Source organism: Nemorincola caseinilytica (assembly GCF_039540515.1).
In the GTDB taxonomy this organism is placed as follows: Bacteria; Bacteroidota; Bacteroidia; order Chitinophagales; family Chitinophagaceae; genus Nemorincola; species Nemorincola caseinilytica.
Map to the genome: position 1 here is coordinate 73593 of NZ_BAABFA010000004.1, position 21738 is coordinate 95330.

Annotated in this window: 1 protein-coding gene; it reads left to right on the forward strand. The window is 52.3% G+C overall.

Going from position 1 to position 21738, the window contains the following annotated elements:
- Positions 1-22: 22 nt before the first annotated feature.
- Complete coding sequence (locus ABD843_RS01140) at positions 23-21700, forward strand: T9SS type A sorting domain-containing protein (RefSeq protein ID WP_345077239.1); 21678 nt, start codon at positions 23-25, stop codon at positions 21698-21700.
- The last annotated feature ends 38 nt before the right edge of the window (positions 21701-21738 follow it).

A 21738-nucleotide genomic window follows, 5' to 3' on the forward strand; every position in this document is an offset into this window, starting at 1 on the left:
GAGGAAGTTATATCTAGCGTTATTGGCATGTTGCATAAGTGCAGTTGCAGGAGCCCAGGCATTGATACCCAGTGCCAATGGGAGCTTTGAAAGCGGGTCCACTTTTGCGGCCAATGGATGGACCGTGGTGAATAGCGGTGTGAATGACTGGTATCTAGGTACCGTTGTTTCATCTTCGGGCAATGGTGCTTATATCTCTACCAACGGTACAGCGTATACATATAATGTCGACGCCGCTTCAGTTGTGCATTTCTACCGCGATATAACTATCCCCAATAACATCACCGCCCTGAATCTTTCGTTCCTGCTAAGGGGTAGGGGAGAGGCAAGCTACGATAGGCTTATCGTGTATGTAGCGAATCCGGAATGTGTGACACCTGTGGCAGGTAGCCCCGCATCGGATGGTGTTACTGCTGCCTCAGGCGGTACAACGCTGAACGGCATAGCGGGTGTTTATGTACAGGCTACATTCACCGCTGCTCATGGCAGTGCATTCAACTCATACAACGTAGCGCTCCCTACCAATCTTGCAGGCCGAACGATACGATTGATATTTACCTGGCAGAACGATAACTCGTTCGGTCAGCCCATACCGGCAGCTATAGATAATATAGCCCTTAATGCTACAGCCGGTGCCGCGCCTACTATGACCGGATCATATACTGTAGGTAGCGGCGGCAACTATGCGAACCTTGGAGCAGCGATCACCGCATTGAACAGCAATGGTATGAATGGAGCTGTGAACCTTGAATTACTATCTACTTATACAGGAGACGCCAGCACTGTGACCATTGGGAATATAAGGGGTGCGAGTTCCAGCAATATCCTTACCATAAGGCCAGCTTCCGGGGCTACGGTAACAATGGGGGGTACCAGCGCTCCACTGATAAGCATGAATGGTGCAAGGTATGTCACGATAGACGGACGTCAGAACTCAACAGGCACCACTAGCTCGTTAACGATACAGAACACAAGTACAGGAACTGCTATACAGTTCGTGAACGGCGCTGTCAATAATACGGTAAAATATTCAACGATAAGAGGTGGAAATACTTCTACAACAAGTGGGTGTATATTATTCGCAAGCACTAATACAGTAGAAGGCAACAACAACAATACAATAGATAATTGTACCATTCTTGGCAATGCCGCAGGAACAGCGTGGAACGTGAACAATATATATTCCGCGGGCAATACCACCATAACAGCAGTATGCTACAACAATAAGAACAACACTATATCGAACAATAGAATTGCAGATTATTTCAGTTCCAGCGCTGCTACCAATGGTATCAATATTGCCAGTAGCAGTGATGGCTGGACCATAACGGGCAACAGGTTCTACCAAACGGCTACCCGTTCATACGGGACCACTAATGCTCACAGGGCGATATTGGTGAACAACACCTCGAATACGCTTCCGTTCACAATAACGAACAACATCATCGGTTATTCGTCGGGCACAGGCACAGGTATCTATACAATGACCGGCGCTGCCGCTAGTTCTTTTGCTGGTATCACTGTAAACACCAGCAATACCATACCTGTCTCTATACAGTCCAATACTGTTACGGCCATCAGCCTCACCAGTGCCAGCGCTAGCGCTACAGGTACTTTTTTCGGTATCAGCGTGGCCGGAGGTAGCGCGAATGTGGGGACTCTTGGCGGAAATGTCATTGGTGCAGGTACAGGCACCGGCGCCATAGTGCAGAGCAATGCTTTCTCTGCAGCAGTGACAATGGTAGGTATCGGGTCAGGGGCCGCAAGCCCGGCATTGGTGACCATCAGCAACAATACGATAGGGGGTATGAATGCTGTAGGTTCCACTACAAATATATCATCGGGTATTACCGGCATACAGCTTACCGGCTCGGCTACTCTCAGCGTTACTGGCAACATTATCGGCAGTAACAGCACTGCTAACAGCATCAATGCATCCACGGCATCTACCAGCGGTACCGGGTCGCAGGTGGCGGGCATCTTTTGTAATGCAACAGGTAGCAATACCATTACCGGCAATACCATTGCCAACCTGAACCAGGCAGCTACCACTACAGGAGCTCACATCATGTTCGGAATACTGATCAATGGCGCTTCTGCCAACTCGGTGATAAGCGGAAATAATGTACATGATCTGTATAGTGCTACAGCTAATACTACTACCACTGCAGGCTTGACCGGTATAACAGGTATCTCTGTGTCTGCCGCTGCTACTACACCCACTATCGCCAATAATACCGTAAATGCCCTGGTAGCTACCAATACTGCTGCCGTCAATACCGGTGTTACTGGTATAGGCCTCTCTGGCGCTACCAATGGTACCATTAGCAGTAATGTGATATATGATCTTCGCAGCCAGAATACAGGCACCACCGCTACAGCCCCGCCTTATGTGGCAGGTATACTGGCATCGAACCCAACTACTGCTGTTACCATCATCAATAACATGATAACGCTGGGTAATGCGCAGACGAGCAATACCGCTTTTACCGGTATCATGAACAATGCCAATAGTACTGCTACTATAAAAGCTTACTTCAATTCAATATACATATCAGGTACAGCAGCCAGTGGCGCTCTGCCCACAGCCGGTTTTCAGCGCGGCAATTATAATACTACAGCTTTTACCACGCCTGTAGATCTGCGTAATAACGTTTTCGCCAACTATCGTACCGGCGGTACAGGTATACACTATACTATAGGTAATAACATAGGTGTTGCAACCTCAAATGCTTCGGGATGGGGTAGTACCGCATCTAATACCAATGTGTTCAGTTCGCCGATAGCCAACCATACATATTGGACCGGCGCGAAAGCATTCAGCGGCGCGACCAGCTGGCAGACCTCTTCTGCCGGTGATGCCAACTCTGTTTCTTATGGTGGTGCTTCCCTGCCCATATCTTTTGTGAATGCAGCCGCAGGCAACCTGCGCCTCAATCTGGTGGGTACGAACGAACCGCTCATCATCGGTAACACCACTACCGGTGTGACCACAGATATAGACGGTACTACAAGAAGTACCGTAAAAACAGTGGTGGGGGCGCACGAGGCTGCTTTGCCATGCGGCGGAACTCCTACCCCAGGTACCATGAGCGCCTCAGTTACCTCCGGTTGTGGCGATTTCAATAGCACATTTGGTGTATCAGGGCAGTCTGTTACATCCGGTATCAATTACCAGTGGCAGTATTCGCCCGATAACGTTGCAGCGTACACCGATATCTTGGGTGCAACGACCGCTTCGTATGTAGCTACCATTACGGCTACCGGTTATTACAGGCTCAAACTTATTTGCTCCAATTCCGGAGGAAGCGCTGGTACATCGCCAATACTGATCACCAGAACTCCGTATCCGGTTATCACAGGCGACAATACATCCTGTATCGGTGTCAGCAATACATACACGTTCACTCCTACAGGAGGTGCATGGGCTTCCAGCAATGGTTCTATAGCCACCGTAAGCGGAGGTGTTGTAACAGGTGTTGCCGCAGGTGCGGTCAATATCAGCTATACTGCTTCCGGCTGTCTTACTGTGAAATCTATAACGGTAGACCCTATACCCGCATCTTATTCCATAACGCCGGCCATATCGGGCGTATGCGCGGGGGGGACCCCTCAGTTGCTGAGCGCACCGGCAATAGCTGCTACCACTACTACTGTCACGGCCATTTCTGCTACCGGTGATGGTGGTTTTGAGACCGGTACTACACTGGCAGAAAATGGCTGGAATGTACTTACAGGTCCTGGCTCGAATAACTGGACATGTGGCGCTGCCCCCACCGTTTTCAATGGGGCACGATGTGGTTATGTATCCAATAATGGTTCATCGTGGACATATAGTATCGGATCTACAAGCGGACCTGTAATATGGAAAGACATAGCGATACCGGCAGGTACCACTTCCATCAATCTTTCTTTCTACTATAAGACCGGCGGAGAAGATTTTTCAGGCAATACCAATTATGATCAGTTATTGGTCTATCATGCTCCTACTTCTGTGACGCCGGTCAACAACGCACCTACGAGTATCACCAATACAACTTCAGGAGCAACGTTGATCCTTGCCACAGCCAGGCAGGCAACACCCACCTGGACACTCGTGACAGCAAGCATTCCTGTAGGTGCATATGTAGGAAGCACACTCAGGCTGATATTCAAATGGAAGAACGATGGTAGTGGCGGTGATGGAGTACCCCCCGCTGTTGACAACATATCGCTCACCTATGTAGTGCCACTGGCAGGATACCGCACATGGGCACCTACCACAGGCCTTTATACCGATGCGGGTATGACCGCTGCATATACCGGTACGGCTACCAATAGTGTGTATGCCAGCCCTACATCGGCCACAACATATACGGCAACAGCAAGCTATACAAGTGGTTGCCTGAGAAAAGCTACAACGAATGTTACCATCAATGCTACTGTATCTACGCCTATCAATGGAACATTAAAGGCATGTATCAGTGGTACCAGCAGCTTATCGAATAGTACAGGCGGCGGTGCATGGAGCAGCAGCGCTCCCGGTGTGGCCAGCATTTCGGGAGGTGGCCTCGTAACCGGTCTCACGGCCGGTACCACTATCATCAGTTATTCTATTGCCGGTCTGTGTCCCGCAACTGCGGTATTTACCGTCAACGGAGCGCCAGGGCCTATTACTGGTTCTGCTTCTGTATGTACAGGTCTTACGACCACATTGGCCAACACAGGTGGTATAGGCACATGGACAAGTAGCAATACTACAATGGGTACGGTAGATGCCACCTCGGGAGTAGTTACAGGCCTGGTGGCAGGTACCACTGCCATTTCGTACTCCAATGGCTGTGGGGCTCCTGTAGGCGCTGTTATTACGATCCTTCAGACACCGAGTATAACCGGACCAACGGTTTCCTGCGCAGGTATCAATATGACACTTACCGGTAATGCCGGTGGTACATGGAGCAGTAGCACACCGGCCGTAGGTACCATCAATGCATCTACAGGTGTTTTCACACCTATCGCTGCCGGTTCTACTACCATAAATTATACATTAGGTAATGGCTGTACCATCGCATCGCGCACACAGTCGGTGACAAATACACCAACGGCATTCTCTATAAGTCCGGCATCGGTATCTATGTGTTCTTCCGGGGCGGCGCAGCAACTTACAGCAGGCAATAGCCTGGTGGCCGATACTGTGACATTCGGTACGCGACAGAATATGAATGCCAATACCGGTTATCCGGCGCCATTGAGTATGTATTATGGTGCGCAACGTTGCCAGTTCCTTGTACTGGCATCAGAGCTTACCGCTATGGGCTTTGTAGCAGGCAGTAGTTTTACAGCTATCAATACTCCCGTTGCGGTCCTTGGTGGTTCATACCTTCTGAACAATCTAAGGATCAGGATCACAACTACAGCTGGTTCATCTCTTTCCGGTTTTGTGACGACAGGATTTACAGTGGTAAGGTCCGCTTCCGATTATACACCCGTAGTAGGAGATAATATCATTCCTTTCACGGCGACCTATACCTGGGATGGTACTTCCAATCTTGTGTTCGATTTTGCCTTTGGCAACAACCTGACAGGTGATGTTCCTACGTCTGCGGTACAGTACAACACCAACACTTCATTCAATAGCTGTGTAGTTTATCGCGAAGACGGTGTCAATGCGGCGACGGCAGCGAACTCTACCACTATATCAGTAGGACCCAATACAAACAGGCCCGATTTCGTATTATATGGTACAGTAAAGGTAGCGCCTATATGGAGCGCGACCACTGGTCTTTACACCAATGCCTTGGCCACAACGGCCTACACGGGCACCGCCACCAATAGTGTATATACCCAGCCGTCTGCTACCACTATATATACAGTTACCTCTACAAAGAACGGTTGTTCCAGCTCATCTAATGTTACTGTCACTGTACCTGTGATAAACACCTACACAGTTACCGGCGGAGGGTCCTTCTGCTCTGGCGGTGCAGGCGTATCCATAGGGCTCAATGGGTCTGATAATGGGTATAGCTATGCACTGAAGAACGGCTCGGGTACTACCGTAGATACCAAAATAGGTACAGGTAGCGCCATAACATTCGCCAACCAGACGGCCGCAGGTACTTACACAGTAGTAGCTACAAGCAGCAGCCCTCTTTGTAATGCCAACATGAGCGGTAGTGCTACTGTAGCTGTCGACCCGCTGCCTACTGCCGTATCGGGTTCGGGTGCAGGTACTTTTTGCTCAAGCACTATCATCTCCGGCTCTAACGGAGGTAGCGGTACCATATATTACCAGGGTACTAACGCTACAGGTACCTCAACGGCTGTAGCTGCCACAACAGCGAACATCACTACAGTAGGTACGAATACCTACTATTTCAGGGCACGGTCTGCTGCTGGTTGCTGGGGTAATGCAGGTGGCGTAACGGTGACCATAAATAATTGTGTGGATGTAAGCAATTTTGCCATAGTAGCAGCCAATACCTGCAGGAGCACGGCCACTACCGTTACGGTCAATTCCACTACGCTGGCGGCAGGCACCTATACGGTAACGTATTCGCTAAGCGGGGCCAATACTGTTTCAGGCGCAACGGCCTCTATTACCATGGCAAGCAATACGAGTACATTCTCTATACCGGCAGGCCAGTTGTCTGCCGCAGGCGCTACAACCGTTACTGTTACATCGGTAATGGATATTACTACATTCTCTGCCGCTCCTTCATCGGGCAACATTGCCACCTTCACAGTGTTCGCTACACCTGCCACGGTCACAGCTAGCGGTGCCGGTACTTTCTGCGGCAGCACTTCTATCGGTGGTTCCAATGGCAGCGATGGTACTATATTCTACCAGGGTACTACATCCAACGGTACCAGCACTGGTCTGGGAGGCTCTCCGCAGACCGTTTCGTCCACAGGTACATATTATTTCCGTGCACGCTCCTCAGATGGTTGCTGGGGTACTCAGGGTGCTGTTACTGTCAGCATCAACCCTATACCTACAGCCGCCCCTACCAATAACGGACCTATATGCCTGGGCGGTACAGCTACGCTTACTGCCAATGGCGCTAACGGCGCCAGCACCTATAGCTGGACAGGACCTGATGGCTTTGCTGCTGCTACTGCAGTGGCCACTGCCAGCCCTACGGTAACAGGAGTATACTCGCTCTCCGTTACCGATGGCAGCGGTAACCCCGGTTGCAGCCCTTCTACTGTATATACAACACAGGTAACTGTGAATGCCAAGCCTACTGCAACGGTAAGCAACAACGGTCCTATATGTGCCGGCGGTACAGTAACACTCACGGCTACACCTGCGGGTGGCGCTACCGTATTTAGCTGGACCGGCCCTGACAGTTATACCGCGGCTACCGCTGTAGCAAGCGCGTCGCCTACGGCTACTGCCACATATTCGCTTACGGTTACCAATGGCACCACGCAGCCGGGTTGTATGCCATCAGATGTGTATACCACTTCTGTCACCGTTCGTGCGAAACCTACGGCGGCTCCTTCTAATGATGGTTATATATGTAATGGTGGTACGGTGAACCTCACTGCCAATGGCGCTAATGGTGCATCTACCTACTCATGGACCGGCTCTTCTATTACGGGTTCTGCTACGTCGGCTACCACTACGGCCACACCATCATCTACTACCATATATACACTTACGGTAGGCGATGGCACCACCGATAACGGTTGTACTCCCACTACACAGTACACTACATCGGTCACTGTGAATGATAAACCGGTAGCTGCTCCCACTAATAATGGTGCCATATGTAATGGTGGTACCGTTACCCTCGATGCAGTTCCTTCGGCCGGTGCTAATACATTCTCCTGGAGCGGGCCTTCATTGCTGTCAGCATCAGGACAACAGCCTACTGCTACACCTACCGTTACCTCTGTTTATTCGGTAGTTGTCAGTGATGGTACTACCCGTTCAGGCTGCGCACCTACTGATGTGTATACTACATCGGTAACTGTAAAGTCGAAACCGATAGCTGCGCCCACCAACAATGGTTATATATGTAATGGTGGTACTGCCCAGCTTACGGCCAACCCATCAGGTGGTGCTACCGTGTTCGCATGGAGTGGCTCACCTGTATCGTCAGCCTCGGACGAGAACCCCACTGCCAATCCCACTACTACCACTACCTACTCACTTACCGTGAGCGATGGTACTACCGGTAATGGTTGTACTCCTTCTGATATATATACTACTACAGTTACTGTAAATGCAAAACCAACGGCCGCTCCTTCTCAGAACGGCTATATATGCGTTGGTGGTACAGTGACCCTGACCGCCAATGGGGCTAACGGTGCTGCTACCTATGCCTGGACCGGTGCCGATATCGCAGACAATACACTTGCTGTAGCTACAGCTACACCTACCGTTACCGGTGTGTACTCTGTCTCGGTAACAGACGGTAGCGGCAAGCCCGGTTGCTCGCCTACAGATATCTATACCGTTTCTGTTACAGTGAATGATAAGCCTATCGCAGTGCCGGTGAACGATGGTCCTATATGCCAGGGTGGCACGGTACAGCTCACCGCTGCGCCTGCCGGTGGTGCCAATACGTTCACATGGAGCGGTCCTTCATTGTCTTCTTCTGCTGCCCAGGATCCTACGGCCACACCTACTGCTACAGCTACTTATTCGCTCTCGGTGAGCGATGGTAGCACTCAGCCGGGTTGTACGCCTTCGGATGTATATACCACATCTGTGACCGTAAGGGCCAAGCCATCTGCAGCGCCTTCCAATGATGGTCATATATGTATAGGTGGTACTGCCCAGCTCACAGCCAACCCATCGGGTGGTGCCACTGTGTTCGCATGGAGTGGTTCGCCAATATCCTCGGCATCAGACGAGAACCCCACTGCCAACCCTGTAGCTACAACTACTTACTCACTCACCGTGAGCGATGGCAGCGGTGATGACGGTTGCGCCCCTGCTGATATTTATACTACTACGGTTACCGTGAACGCCATACCAACAGCCGCACCATCTCAGAACGGTTATATATGCGTTGGCGGTACAGTGACCCTTACTGCCAATGGTGCGGATGGTGCTGCAACTTATGCATGGTCTGGCGCCGACCTGGTAACTACCACGCTTGCTGCTGTTACAGCTACACCTACTGTTACAGGCGTATACTCGCTTACAGTTACAGATGGTAGTGGTAAGTCGGGTTGCGCGCCTGCCGATATCTATACCGTATCGGTAACAGTAAATGACAAACCTATCGCAGCACCTGTTAACGATGGTCCTATATGTGCCGGCGGTACAGTTCAGCTTACTGCTGCTCCTGCTGGTGGTGCTAACACATTCAACTGGAGCGGTTCGTCACTTTCTTCTTCTTCCGCACAAGATCCTACAGCTACACCTACTACCACAGCTATCTACTCGCTCACAGTGAGCGATGGTAGTACACAGCCCGGTTGTGCGCCATCGGATGTGTATACCACATCTGTGACAGTGAAGCCGAAACCGGTAGCTACCCCTACCAATAACGGTTATATATGTAATGGTGGTACTGCCCAGCTTACAGCGGCCCCATCGGGTGGCGCTACCGTATTTGCATGGAGTGGCTCGCCGATATCATCTGCATCGGATGAGAACCCGACCGCCAACCCCACTACCACAACTACTTACTCGCTTACAGTAAGCGACGGTAGCGGCGATGATGGCTGTGCACCTGCAGATATATATACTACTACCGTTACCGTGAACGACAAGCCGATAGCTGCACCAGTTAACAGCGGCGTACTGTGTAATGGCGGTACTGTGACCCTGAACGCAATGCCGGCCGGTGGTGCGAATACATATTTATGGAGTGGTTCGGCATTGGCGACCACTACTGCTCAGAACCCCACCGCAACACCGTCTACAGGTACACATGTGTATTCTCTGATGGTAAGCGATGGCAGCGGCAAGCCGGGTTGTGCTCCTTCGGATGTCTATACTACATCTGTTACCGTGAACCCCGCCCCGTCATTGACAAGCGCTTCGAACGATGGCCCTGTTTGTGAGGGCATCACGCTGAACCTGTCTGCCAATGGCGCTGCCGATGTTACAGGTTATTCCTGGACCGGCCCTGTGGCTATAACCAATGCTGCTACAGCATCGGCCAGCGTTCCGTCCTCTACTACTGCGGCCTCGGGTACTTATTCTGTTGCCGTGAACAACGGAACAGGTTCGGGCTGTACTGTTGTCTACACTACTTCGGCCACTGTTAACACGGTGCCAAGTGTAGCCTCTATAACACCGAACACTACCGACCTCTGCGTTGGTACAACGGTGACGCTCAATGCAGGTACTGCTGCCGGTACGGGCGTGCTCACATCATACAACTGGAGCGGACCTAACGGCTATAATACAACTACATCAGGTAGTAGCGCTTCTTTCCTGGCCACAACAACGGCTCAGAGTGGTAACTATAGCCTCACTGTAACATATCCCGGTACCGGCTGTACCAGCCCGGCGGTACAAAGCGCTAGTGTTGCCGTACACAACCTGCCTACATTGGTGAACATGACCGCAACACCATCCAGCCTTTGTGTTGGCGGTGTTCTGTCTTTCAATGCAAATGGTGCTGCAGGTTCGGGTTCTCTTATCTCTTACAACTGGAGCGGCCCTGCCGGTTACAGCAGCACTACCACTACACAGGCACAGGTATACACTACTACTGCTTCCAGCGCATCGGGTGTGTATAGCGCCACTGTTACTTATACAGGTACAGGCTGTACCAGCGACCCTGTATCGTCAACGGCCGTTACGGTAAATGCGTTGCCAACGCCATACACCATCACAGGTGGTGGTTTCTACTGCTCGGGCGGTACAGGTGTTGAAATAGGCCTTGATGGTTCCGACCCCGGTATCAGCTACCAGCTTTACAATGGTTCTTCGGCAGTACTGGCACCCAGGACCGGAACAGGCAGCGCACTGAACTTTGGCCTTGTCACAGCCGCAGGCACATATTCTATTATGGCCACGGATATGACCACATCTTGCACCAATGACATGAACGATGTTACTGTTGTGTCGGTAGGTCCTGTGCCTACTACATATAGTGTAACGGGTGGCGGCGGCTATTGTGCCGGCGGTATAGGCGTGCCTGTTGGCCTGTCTAATGGTGATGTGGGTGTAGGCTACCAGCTTTATCGCGATGGCTCTACCGTAGGTGGTATAGTATCACTTACTACTGCCGGTGCGTTCAACTTCGGTACATTCACTACGCCGGGCAACTATACGGTTATCGCCAATCCCGGCGCTACCTGCTCCAGGACCATGAATAGCAGCGTCAATGTTTCTATCAATCCGCTGCCTAATGCATACACTGTTGGTGGAGGTGGTCATTACTGTGCAGATGGTACCGGTGTACATATAACACTCGATTTCTCTGTAGTAGGCATCAATTACCAGCTATACCGTGGCGCTACCACAGTAGGCAGCCCTGTAGCCGGTGCCAACTCCGGTGCGGACTTCGGCCTGCAGACAGTTGCCGGTACATATTCTGTACTTGCTACTAATACCACTACCGGTTGTGTGAACACCATGAATGGTACACCTGCAGTGGCCATCGATGCGCTGCCTGCAGTATTCTCTGTTACAGGTGGCGGCGCATATTGTACAGGTGGCGTCGGTCAGTCTGTAGGCCTGTCGGGTTCTACTTCCGGTGTCAACTATCAATTGTATAATGGTAGCACGGCTACAGGCTCTGCCGTGGCAGGTACAGGTGCTGCCATCAGTTTTGGTACACTCACTGCAACAGGTACATATACCGTTCGTGCTACCAATACATCTACTTCTTGTGTGAACCCTATGAGCGGTAGCGCTACTATATCTATCAATACACTGCCTGTTGTATATGCTATGAATGGTGGTGGTCATTACTGTACCGGTGGTACAGGAGTGCATGTAGGCATGGTAAATAGCGACCTGGGTGTCGACTACATACTTTACAACGGCTCTACAGCAGTAGATACCATGCCGGGTGCAAGCTCTGGCCTGGACTTCGGTCTGTTGCCAGCCGGTACATATACTGTTCGTGCTACCAACACAGCTACGGGTTGTGAGCGCAACATGAGCGGTTCTGTTACCGTTATCGCCGATCCGCTGCCTGCTACTCATACAGTGACAGGTGGTGGTACCATATGCGAGAACGGTGGTGGTGTTTACATATACCTCGATGGCTCTAATACCGGCATCAGCTACCAGCTTTACAATGGCGCTACTGCTGTTGGCAGCGCCCAGGCAGGTTCGTCGCTTGCGCTCACCTTCGGCCCATATACGGCAGGTGGCACATACAGCGTGCTGGCTACCAATACAGCTACTACATGTACCAAGGCCATGGCCGGCAGTGCTACTATATATGTGAACCCCGCACCTGTAGCACAAACAGTGACCGGTGGAGGTGGCTACTGCGCAGGTGGCAGCGGCCAGCCTGTGGGCCTGTTCTCATCGCAGAATGGTATACAGTACCAGTTGTATAACGGTGCGGCCACCGTAGGCGGTGTAGTTATAGGTGATGGTAACCCCATCAGCTTCGGTGTGTTCACTGCATCGGGTACATATTCGGTACTGGCTACCGACCCATCTAATATGTGTACCAGGGCTATGAGCGGTAGCGCTACCATTACTATCAATTCTCTGCCTGTTGCATTCAATGTTACAGGTGGTGGTACATACTGCGCCACTGGTACAGGTGTCAATGTAGGTCTCAGCAATTCTGTAGTTGGTATCAATTACCAGCTCTATGTAGGCTCGGCCACTGACGGCTCACCTGTTGCAGGTACAGGCACCTCGCTGCCTTTTGGCCTCAAAACAACTACAGGTACTTATACCGTACTTGCTACTAACGCATCTACAGGTTGCAGCAGCGATATGAGCGGTAGCGCTACAGTAGCTACCAGCCCTGTGCCAGCTACGCATATCGTTACCGGCGGTGGTAACTATTGCTCAGGCGGTACAGGTTCTGTTATCGGTCTCGACGGTTCTGACGTAGGTATCAATTACCGCCTCTATATGGGGTCTACTCCTGTAGGCAGTATAGTAGCCGGTACAGGTGCCGCTATATCTATGGATCCGCAGACAGTGCCCGGCACATACAGCATCATAGCTACCGATGCAGGCTCTTCCTGCACAGCTACCATGAGCGGCAGCGCTACTGTGGGTATCAACTCTTCGCCATCTGCTTTCGCAGTGAATGGCGGTGGCCACTACTGCGCAGGCGGCAGTGGGGTAGCGGTAGGCCTCGCAGGTTCTACCATAGGTGTTAATTACCAACTGTATCGTGGAGCTACCGCAATAGGCAGCTTAGAGCCGGGTACAGGTACTGCCATCTCGTTCGGCAGCCAGACCGTTGCCGGTACATATACCGTACTGGCTACGGCTAGCAATAGCTGTACAGCAGGCATGACAGGTAGCTCTACAGTTGTTGTAGATCCGCTGCCAACTGCACAGACAATGACAGGCGGTGGCAACTACTGTGCCGGTGGTACAGGTAGGAATGTAGGCCTGCTGTTCGCTAATTCAGGTGTCAACTATCAATTATATAATGGTGCGGCCACAGTAGGCAGCCCATTTGCAGGCGCCAACGCAAGCCTCGACTTCGGTCTGCAGACGGCCGGCACATACTCTGTACTTGCTACAGATGCAGTAACAGGCTGTACCAATGCCATGAGCGGCACAATAAGTGTGGTAGCAGATCCGCTTCCTGTTGTGCAGACAGTTACCGGCGGCGGCAGCTTCTGCTCTGATGCCGGCGGTGTGTCTGTAGGTCTCTCCGGCTCTGAGTCTGGTGTCAACTACCAGTTGTACAGAGGCAGCACATCTACCGGTATGCCGGTAGGTGGTACTGGGGCAGCTATCAGCTTCGGCAACCAGACAGTGACAGGTACTTATACTGTGTTCGCTACTAATGCCACTACAGGTTGCACCCGCAACATGTCGGGCAATGTCAATGTTACTTCAAACCCTGCACCTACCGTATACAGTGTTACCGGTGGTGGTACATTGTGTGCCGGTGCCAGCGGTTATAATATAGGTCTCTCAGGCTCTGAGAGCAATGTGGCCTACAGCCTTTACAATGGCGCTACCTACACAGGTATCACCCTGAATGGTACGGGCAGCGCCCTCAACTTCGGCACCTTCACCAGCGCAGGTACTTATACGGTGAGCGCTATGAATACCGGTACTAGCTGTACAAAGGCTATGTCGGGCGGCGCCAATATCATCGTTAACCCGCTGCCTACTGTGTATACAGTAACAGGTGGCGGCGCCTTCTGTAATGGTGCTACAGGTGTCAGTGTTGGCCTTAACGGTTCGCAGTCTGGTGTCAACTACAATATGTACAGGGGCGCTACGCTCGCCACCACTGTAGGTGGTACAGGTTCTGCTATCAGTTTCGGCACACAGACAGTTGCCGGTACATATACTGTTAACGCTGTGAACGCTACTACAGGTTGCTCTAGCAACATGACAGGCGCGGCCGGTGTTACCGTGAATGCACTCCCTGCCGTACAGTCGGTTACCGGTGGTGGTAGCTTCTGCATCGGTGGTGCAGGTGTTGCAATAGGCCTGGGTAGCTCACAGTCTGGTGTGCTGTACCAGCTTTACAGCGGCTCTACTACGTTCGGCTCGGCTGTGGCAGGTACAGGTTCTGCTATCAGCTTTGGCAATGTGGATGTAGCAGGTACATACACTGTTCGCGCTACTAACTATAGCACTAGCTGCACCAATAACATGACAGGCTCTGCAACAGTTGTTATCAACGATCTGCCTGTTACATACGCTATGACCGGCGGCGGTTCTTATTGCCAGGGCGGTTCAGGCGTTGCAGTAGGTCTTGCAGGTTCGCAGTCGGGTGTCAACTACCAGCTCTACAATGGCGCGGCTACAGTAGGTTCGGTGGTTAGCGGTACAGGCTCGGCTATCAGCTTTGGTATACAGAGCGCGGCAGGCAGCTATACCGTACTGGCTACCAATGCGTCTACAGGTTGCACCAAAACAATGACAGGTACTTCTACAGTTACCATCAATTCTCTGCCTACAGTGTTCAATGTTACAGGCGGTGGTACTTACTGCATAGGCGGCAATGGTGTGAACATAGGTATCAGCAGCACTACCATAGGTGTTAACTACCAGTTGTACAATGGCGCTACAGCGGTAGGTTCGCCGCTTGCGGGTTCAGGCCTTACAGCCGATATGGGCTTGCAGACAGCTACAGGTACATACACTATACTCGCTACCAATATCTTCACCGGTTGTACACGCGCCATGAACGGCAGCGCTACTATAGGTACTACGCCACTGCCTGTTACACAGGCAGTGACCGGTGGCGGTAGCTACTGTACCGGTGGTGCAGGTGTGACAGTAGGTCTTGCCAGCTCTGAGAGTGGTATCAGCTACCAGCTGTACCGTGGGGCTACGGTTACCGGCACTTCTGTGGCAGGTAATGGTTCTGCGCTCAGCTTTGGTACCCAAGGTACTGCAGGTACCTATACGGTACTGGCTACCAATACTACTACCGGCTGTACTGCTGCCATGAGCGGCGCTGCTACAGTGATAGTGAACGCACTGCCCGTAGCACAGACCGTGAGCGGCGGCGGTAGCTACTGCTCCGGAGGAACAGGTGTAGTAGTAGGGCTCAATAGCAGCCAGTCCGGTGTTTCTTATCAGTTATACAATGGCAGCACTGCTACCGGTACATCTGTGGCCGGTACAGGTACTGCCATCAGCTTCGGCAATATGACAGCGGCCGGTACATATTCTGTACGCGGTACCATCACTACCACAGGTTGCGCGTCAGGTATGACGGGTACCGCTATGGTGACCGTGAATGCACTGCCCACTGCTTATACAATGACAGGTGGCGGTAGCTACTGCGCAGGTGGTGCAGGTGTTGCAGTAGGTCTCGGCGGTTCTAATACCGGTGTTACCTATACCCTTTACCGTGGTGCTACGGCCGTTGGCAATGCTTCGGGTACGGGTTCTGCTATCAGCTTCGGCTTGCAGACAGTGGCCGGCAGCTACTCGGTATCGGCTTCTAATCCTACTACAGGTTGCAGCAATAATATGAGCGGCGCTGCTATAGTAAGCATCAATGCTATGCCTGCTGCCCAGGTGGTAACAGGTGGTGGTAGCTACTGCGCAGGTGGCACAGGGCTACATGTAGGTCTTGCACTTACCGAGGCCGGTGTCAACTACCAGCTTTACAGGAATGGCTCTGCCATAGGCTCTGCCGTAGCAGGTACAGGCGGTGCCCTCGATCTTGGCCTGCAGGCCATAGCAGGTACCTACAGCGTATCTGCTGCAAATGCTGCTACAGGTTGTGCTGCCGATATGAGCGGTGCTGTTACCATCAGCGTCAATGCACTGCCATCGGTATACAATGTTAGCGGTGGCGGTAGCTACTGTGCCGGCGGCAATGGTGTGGCTATCGGCCTTGAAAATTCTCAGAGCGGTGTGCTGTATCAACTGTACAATGGATCGGTTACCAGCGGCTCACCTGTTGCGGGTACGGGCTCGGCTATCAGCTTCGGCCTCAAGACAGCGGCCGGTACATACAGTGTAGCGGCCGTTAACCCCACCACGGGTTGCGCTGCCGATATGAGCGGTACCACTACCATCAACATCAACTCGTTGCCCGGTTCGTTCACAGTTACCGGCGGTGGCAGCTACTGTGCCGGTGGTACAGGTGTCAATATATCGCTCAGCGGTTCCGGCAACAGTATATCTTACCAGTTGTATAATGGCGCTACTGCAGTAGGTACTGCGGTAACAGGTACAGGTGGTGTCATCAGCTTCGGTACACAAACTGCAGCAGGTACATACAGCGTACTGGCTACCAATACCGGTACCGGTTGCACCAAAGCAATGAACGCCACTGCTACAGTTAATATTAATAGCCAGCCTACGGTGTTCACAGTTACCGGCGGCGGTGCATATTGCGCCGGTGGCAATGGTGTTACCATAGGTGCCAGCGGTTCTCAGGTAGGTGTCAACTACCAGTTGTACTTCGGTTCTGTTGCATCGGGTGGCCTGGTAGCAGGTACAGGTGGTGCCCTCAACTTCGGTCTGAAGACCGCGGCGGGTACTTACTCAGTAGCGGCTACGAACGCTACTACAGGTTGCGCTGCCAATATGAATGGTTCAGTTGTCGTATCTGTCAATTCGCTCCCTGTTGCACAGACAGTGACCGGTGGCGGTGCATACTGCTCAGGTGGCAATGGTGTTACAATAAACATGGGTGGTTCACAGACAGGCGTGGACTACCAATTATATAATGGCGCTACATCGGTAGGTATAGCAATGCCCGGTACAGGTACCGGCATGTCGTTCGGCCTGCAGACGGCCGCAGGTACTTATTCAGTACTGGCTACCAATGTAGGCACAGGTTGTACAAAAGCTATGACAGGTACACCTGCTATAGTAGTGAACGCTACACCGATAGCTCAGGCTATGACAGGCGGTGGCTCATACTGCGCCGGTGGCAATGGTGTGGCTGTAGGTATCAGCGGTTCGCAGACAGGTGTTAACTACCAACTGTACAATGGCGCTGCCACCGTAGGTACTGCCGTGGCAGGTACAGGCAGCTCGCTCAGCTTCGGCCTCAAGACAGCCGCAGGCACATACAGTGTAGTAGCAAGCACAAGCGCAGGCTGTGCAACGGCTATGGCGGGTACGTCCACCATCAGCATCAACGCTGTGCCTGTTGCCTTTGCTGTAACAGGTGGCGGCAACTATTGCTCAGGTGGTGCCGGTTCTGCTGTAGGTCTCAGTGGTTCACAGTCAGGCATCAGCTACCAGTTGTATAATGGTACTGCTACCGTAGGGACTGCTGTTGCAGGTACAGGTGCTAGTATAGACTTCGGCACACTGGCTGCGGCAGGTACATACTCTGTTCGCGCTACCGATGTCAATACTTCTTGCGCTACCGGTATGACAGGCACTGTTTCGGTGAATGTAAATACACTGCCCACTGTATACACTGTAAGCGGTGGCGGCAGCTACTGTGCAGGTGGTACAGGTGTGAATATATCACTCAGCAATTCGCAGACAGGTATCAGCTACCAGTTGTATAACGGTGCTACTGCATCGGGCACAGCGGTGGCAGGTACAGGTACTGCTATCAACTTCGGCAGCAGGACCACTGCAGGTTCTTACACTGTTAAGGCTACCAATACGCTCACAGGCTGCATAGCCAACATGAGCGGTAGCGCAACTATAGTAGTGAACGCTACACCTGTAGCACAGACCATGACAGGTGGCGGCAACATATGCATAGGCGATGCAGGTGTAGCAGTTGGTATGGCCGGTTCGCAGACAGGTGTCTCTTACAGGTTGTACAATGGTGCGGCCACTGTAGGTGGTGCTGTAGCCGGTACAGGCAATGCTATCAACTTCGGTACGTTCGCCACAGCGGGTACTTACTCGGTACTGGCTACGAACACTACCACAGGTTGTGCATCGGCCATGAACGGTACATCAGTGATAGTAGTGAATACACTGCCTGTGGTACAGACCGTAAGCGGTGGTGGTAGCTACTGCGCCGGCAGCGAGGGTGTTTATGTAACACTTTCCGGCTCGCAGCCAGGTGTCAACTACCAGCTTTACCGCGATGGTAATATGACAGGCTCTGCAGTGGCCGGTACAGGTAGCACACTCAGCTTCGGTCGCCAGACAGAGGCCGGTGCTTACACAGCCGTTGCCATGAACGCTGCCACAGGTTGCAGCAAGAATATGACAGGCAGCGCTACTGTAAGTATCACTGCTCTGCCAATGGCACAGACCGTGACCGGTGGTGGCGCATATTGCGATGGTACTGCCGGTGCTCATGTAGGCCTCAGCGGTTCGCAGACGGGTGTAAGCTACCAGTTGTATGTAGGTAGCGTAGCCTCTGGTACTGCAGTGGCCGGTACAGGTTCCGTTCTCGACCTCGGTGCGAGGACCACAGCAGGTATCTATACCGTGAAGGCTACCAGCACTGCCGGTTGCACTAATACAATGAGCAACAGCGTAGCGATAAATGTAAATGCCCTGCCTGCTATGCATAGCGTAACAGGTGGCGGTAGCTACTGCAATGGTGGTACAGGTGTTGTTATAGGTACAGATGGCTCCGATATAGATGTGAACTACATCCTGTATCGTGGTGCTGATGCCATAGCCACTGTGGCCGGTACTAACAGTGCCATATCATTCGGTCTGCAGACCGGCGCCGGCAACTACACAGTAGTAGCACAGAATGCCGCTACTAGCTGCACCAGGACCATGACGGGCGCCGCTTCGGTGACCGTAGATGCCCTGCCTGCTGCCTATGCCGTAGCATCTGCTGCGGGTAGCTACTGCGCAGGTGGTGCCGGTGTAACGGTGACACTGGGTGGTTCTCAGGCCGGTGTTACTTACCTGCTGTATAATGGTACTGCACAGGTAGGCTCGGTAACAGGCACAGGTACAGGCAGCATCAGTTTCGGTGCACAGACCGTTGCCGGTACATACACTGTTAAGGCCATCAACAATACTACAGGCTGCATGCGCGATATGACGGGTAGCGCAACTATCAGCATCAACCCGCTGCCTGCTTCATACTCTGTTGCAGGTGGTGGTACATTGTGCGAAGGTGGTGCAGGTGTGGCTATCGGCCTCACTTCATCACAGGCCGGTATCAATTATATACTGAGGCAGGGTAGTACTACCGTTGCTACGGTTCCGGGTACAGGTTCGCCTGTTACCTTCGGCTCACACTCGGTAAGCGGTACATACAACGTAGTAGCAGTGAACACCGCTACCGGCTGTACCCGCACCATGAGCGGAACCGCTATAGTAGTAGTGAACCAACTGCCTGCCGCTTACAATGTAACGGGTGGTGGTAGCTACTGCACCGGTGGCAATGGTGTACAGGTAGGTCTCAGCAACTCACAGCTTAGTGTCAATTACCAGCTCTATAAAGATGGTACTGCGATAGGGGTACCTGTAGCAGGTAATGGTTCTGCTATAAGCCTCGGTACTCATACAGGTGCCGGTACTTATACTGTAATGGCCATGAACACCCTCACATCATGCGCTCGTGTTATGAGTGGTGCGGCTACTATATCCATCAATACACTGCCCGATGCAGTTACCGTAACAGGTGGTGGCAGCTTCTGCGCAGGTGGTACAGGCGTTACCATCGGTCTTGCCAACTCTGCAAGCGGCGTTTCTTACCGTCTCTACAGGGGTGCTACGGCCCTGGCATCTGTAACAGGTGTCAATGGCCCGCTCAGCTTCGGTACATATAGTGTGGCCGGTGTTTACTCGGTATCGGCTGTTAACACCACTACAGGTTGTGCCAGCGCTATGAGCGGCACAGCTACAGTATCGGTGAATGCACTGCCTGTTGCACAGACAATGACAGGTGGTGGCAGCTACTGCGCAGGTGGTACAGGTGTTGCCATAGGTATGGCCTCATCGCAGACAGGTGTCGCCTACCAGCTCTACATGGGTAGCACTGCAATAGGTGCTCCTGTTACAGGCAACGGCTCGGCCATCACATTTGGCGAGCAGGTGGCTGAGGGCAGCTACTCTGTAATGGCTACAAGCATTGCATCTTGTACACGCGCTATGAGCGGTACTGCCAGCATCAGCATCACTCCGGTATCGGTACCATCGGTATCGCTGTCGGGTAGCGCTGCAGGCGCTGTGTGTGCAGGTTCTGAAGTGACCTATACTGCTACTGGTGTAAATGGTGGTACATCTGCTGCTTACCAGTGGATGGTGAACGGTTCTCCTGTAGGTGTAGGCGCTACGGCATATACATATGCACCTGCCAATGGCGACATAGTGAGCGTACAGCTCACCAGCAGCGCTGCATGTGCAATGCCTGCTACGGCCTCTGCATCAATGACCATGACGGTGAATGCCAATGTGACACCATCTGTAAGCATCACTGCCGATCACAGCGGCGAGGTTTGCCGCGGCACAAGTGTTACATTCACTGCTGCCGGCATGAATGGCGGCGATGCCCCTGTATACTCGTGGATGCGCAATGGTGTGCTGCAGAGCACAGGTGCTGTATATACTGTAGCGCCTAACGATGGCGATGTGGTAAGCTGCACTATGACCAGCAATGCTGTATGCCGCACTGCTAACACTGCTGCCAGCAATGAGCTGACGACAAATGTTGTCGATCCGCTGAACCCCGTTGTACAGATCACTACCGATGCTACTACTATAGTAGAGGGTCAGCCTGTTACCTTCACTGCTGTACTGTCAGGTGCAGGTACAAGCCCCGAAGTACAGTGGCTCATCAATGGCAAGGAAGTGAGCGGCGCTACTACACTCTCGTTCATCGCCAACCTGCTGAAGGATAAGGATACCGTATCATGCAGGGTGATGACGACCGATCCATGCGGCGATAAGTTCACATTCGCTACACTGGTGGTAAATATGAGCAGTGTAAGTGTAGCTCCTGTAGCTACGGTAGATATGGATGTGCGCATCCTGCCAAACCCCAACAATGGTACGTTCACCATCAGGGGTACGCTGGGTACGCTCGCCACAGAGACCGTACAGGCCGAAGTGACCAATATGCTGGGCCAGGTGGTATACCATGGTAGCCTCAAGGCCACACGCGGTGCTATCGACCATCAGGTAATACTCGATAATTCACTGTCCAATGGCATGTATCTGCTGCGCATATCTGCCGGCGATAAGAGCAGTGTACTGCACATTACAATTAGCAAGTAATGAACAGTTATGAACTATATATCAAAAGGCCCGGATCT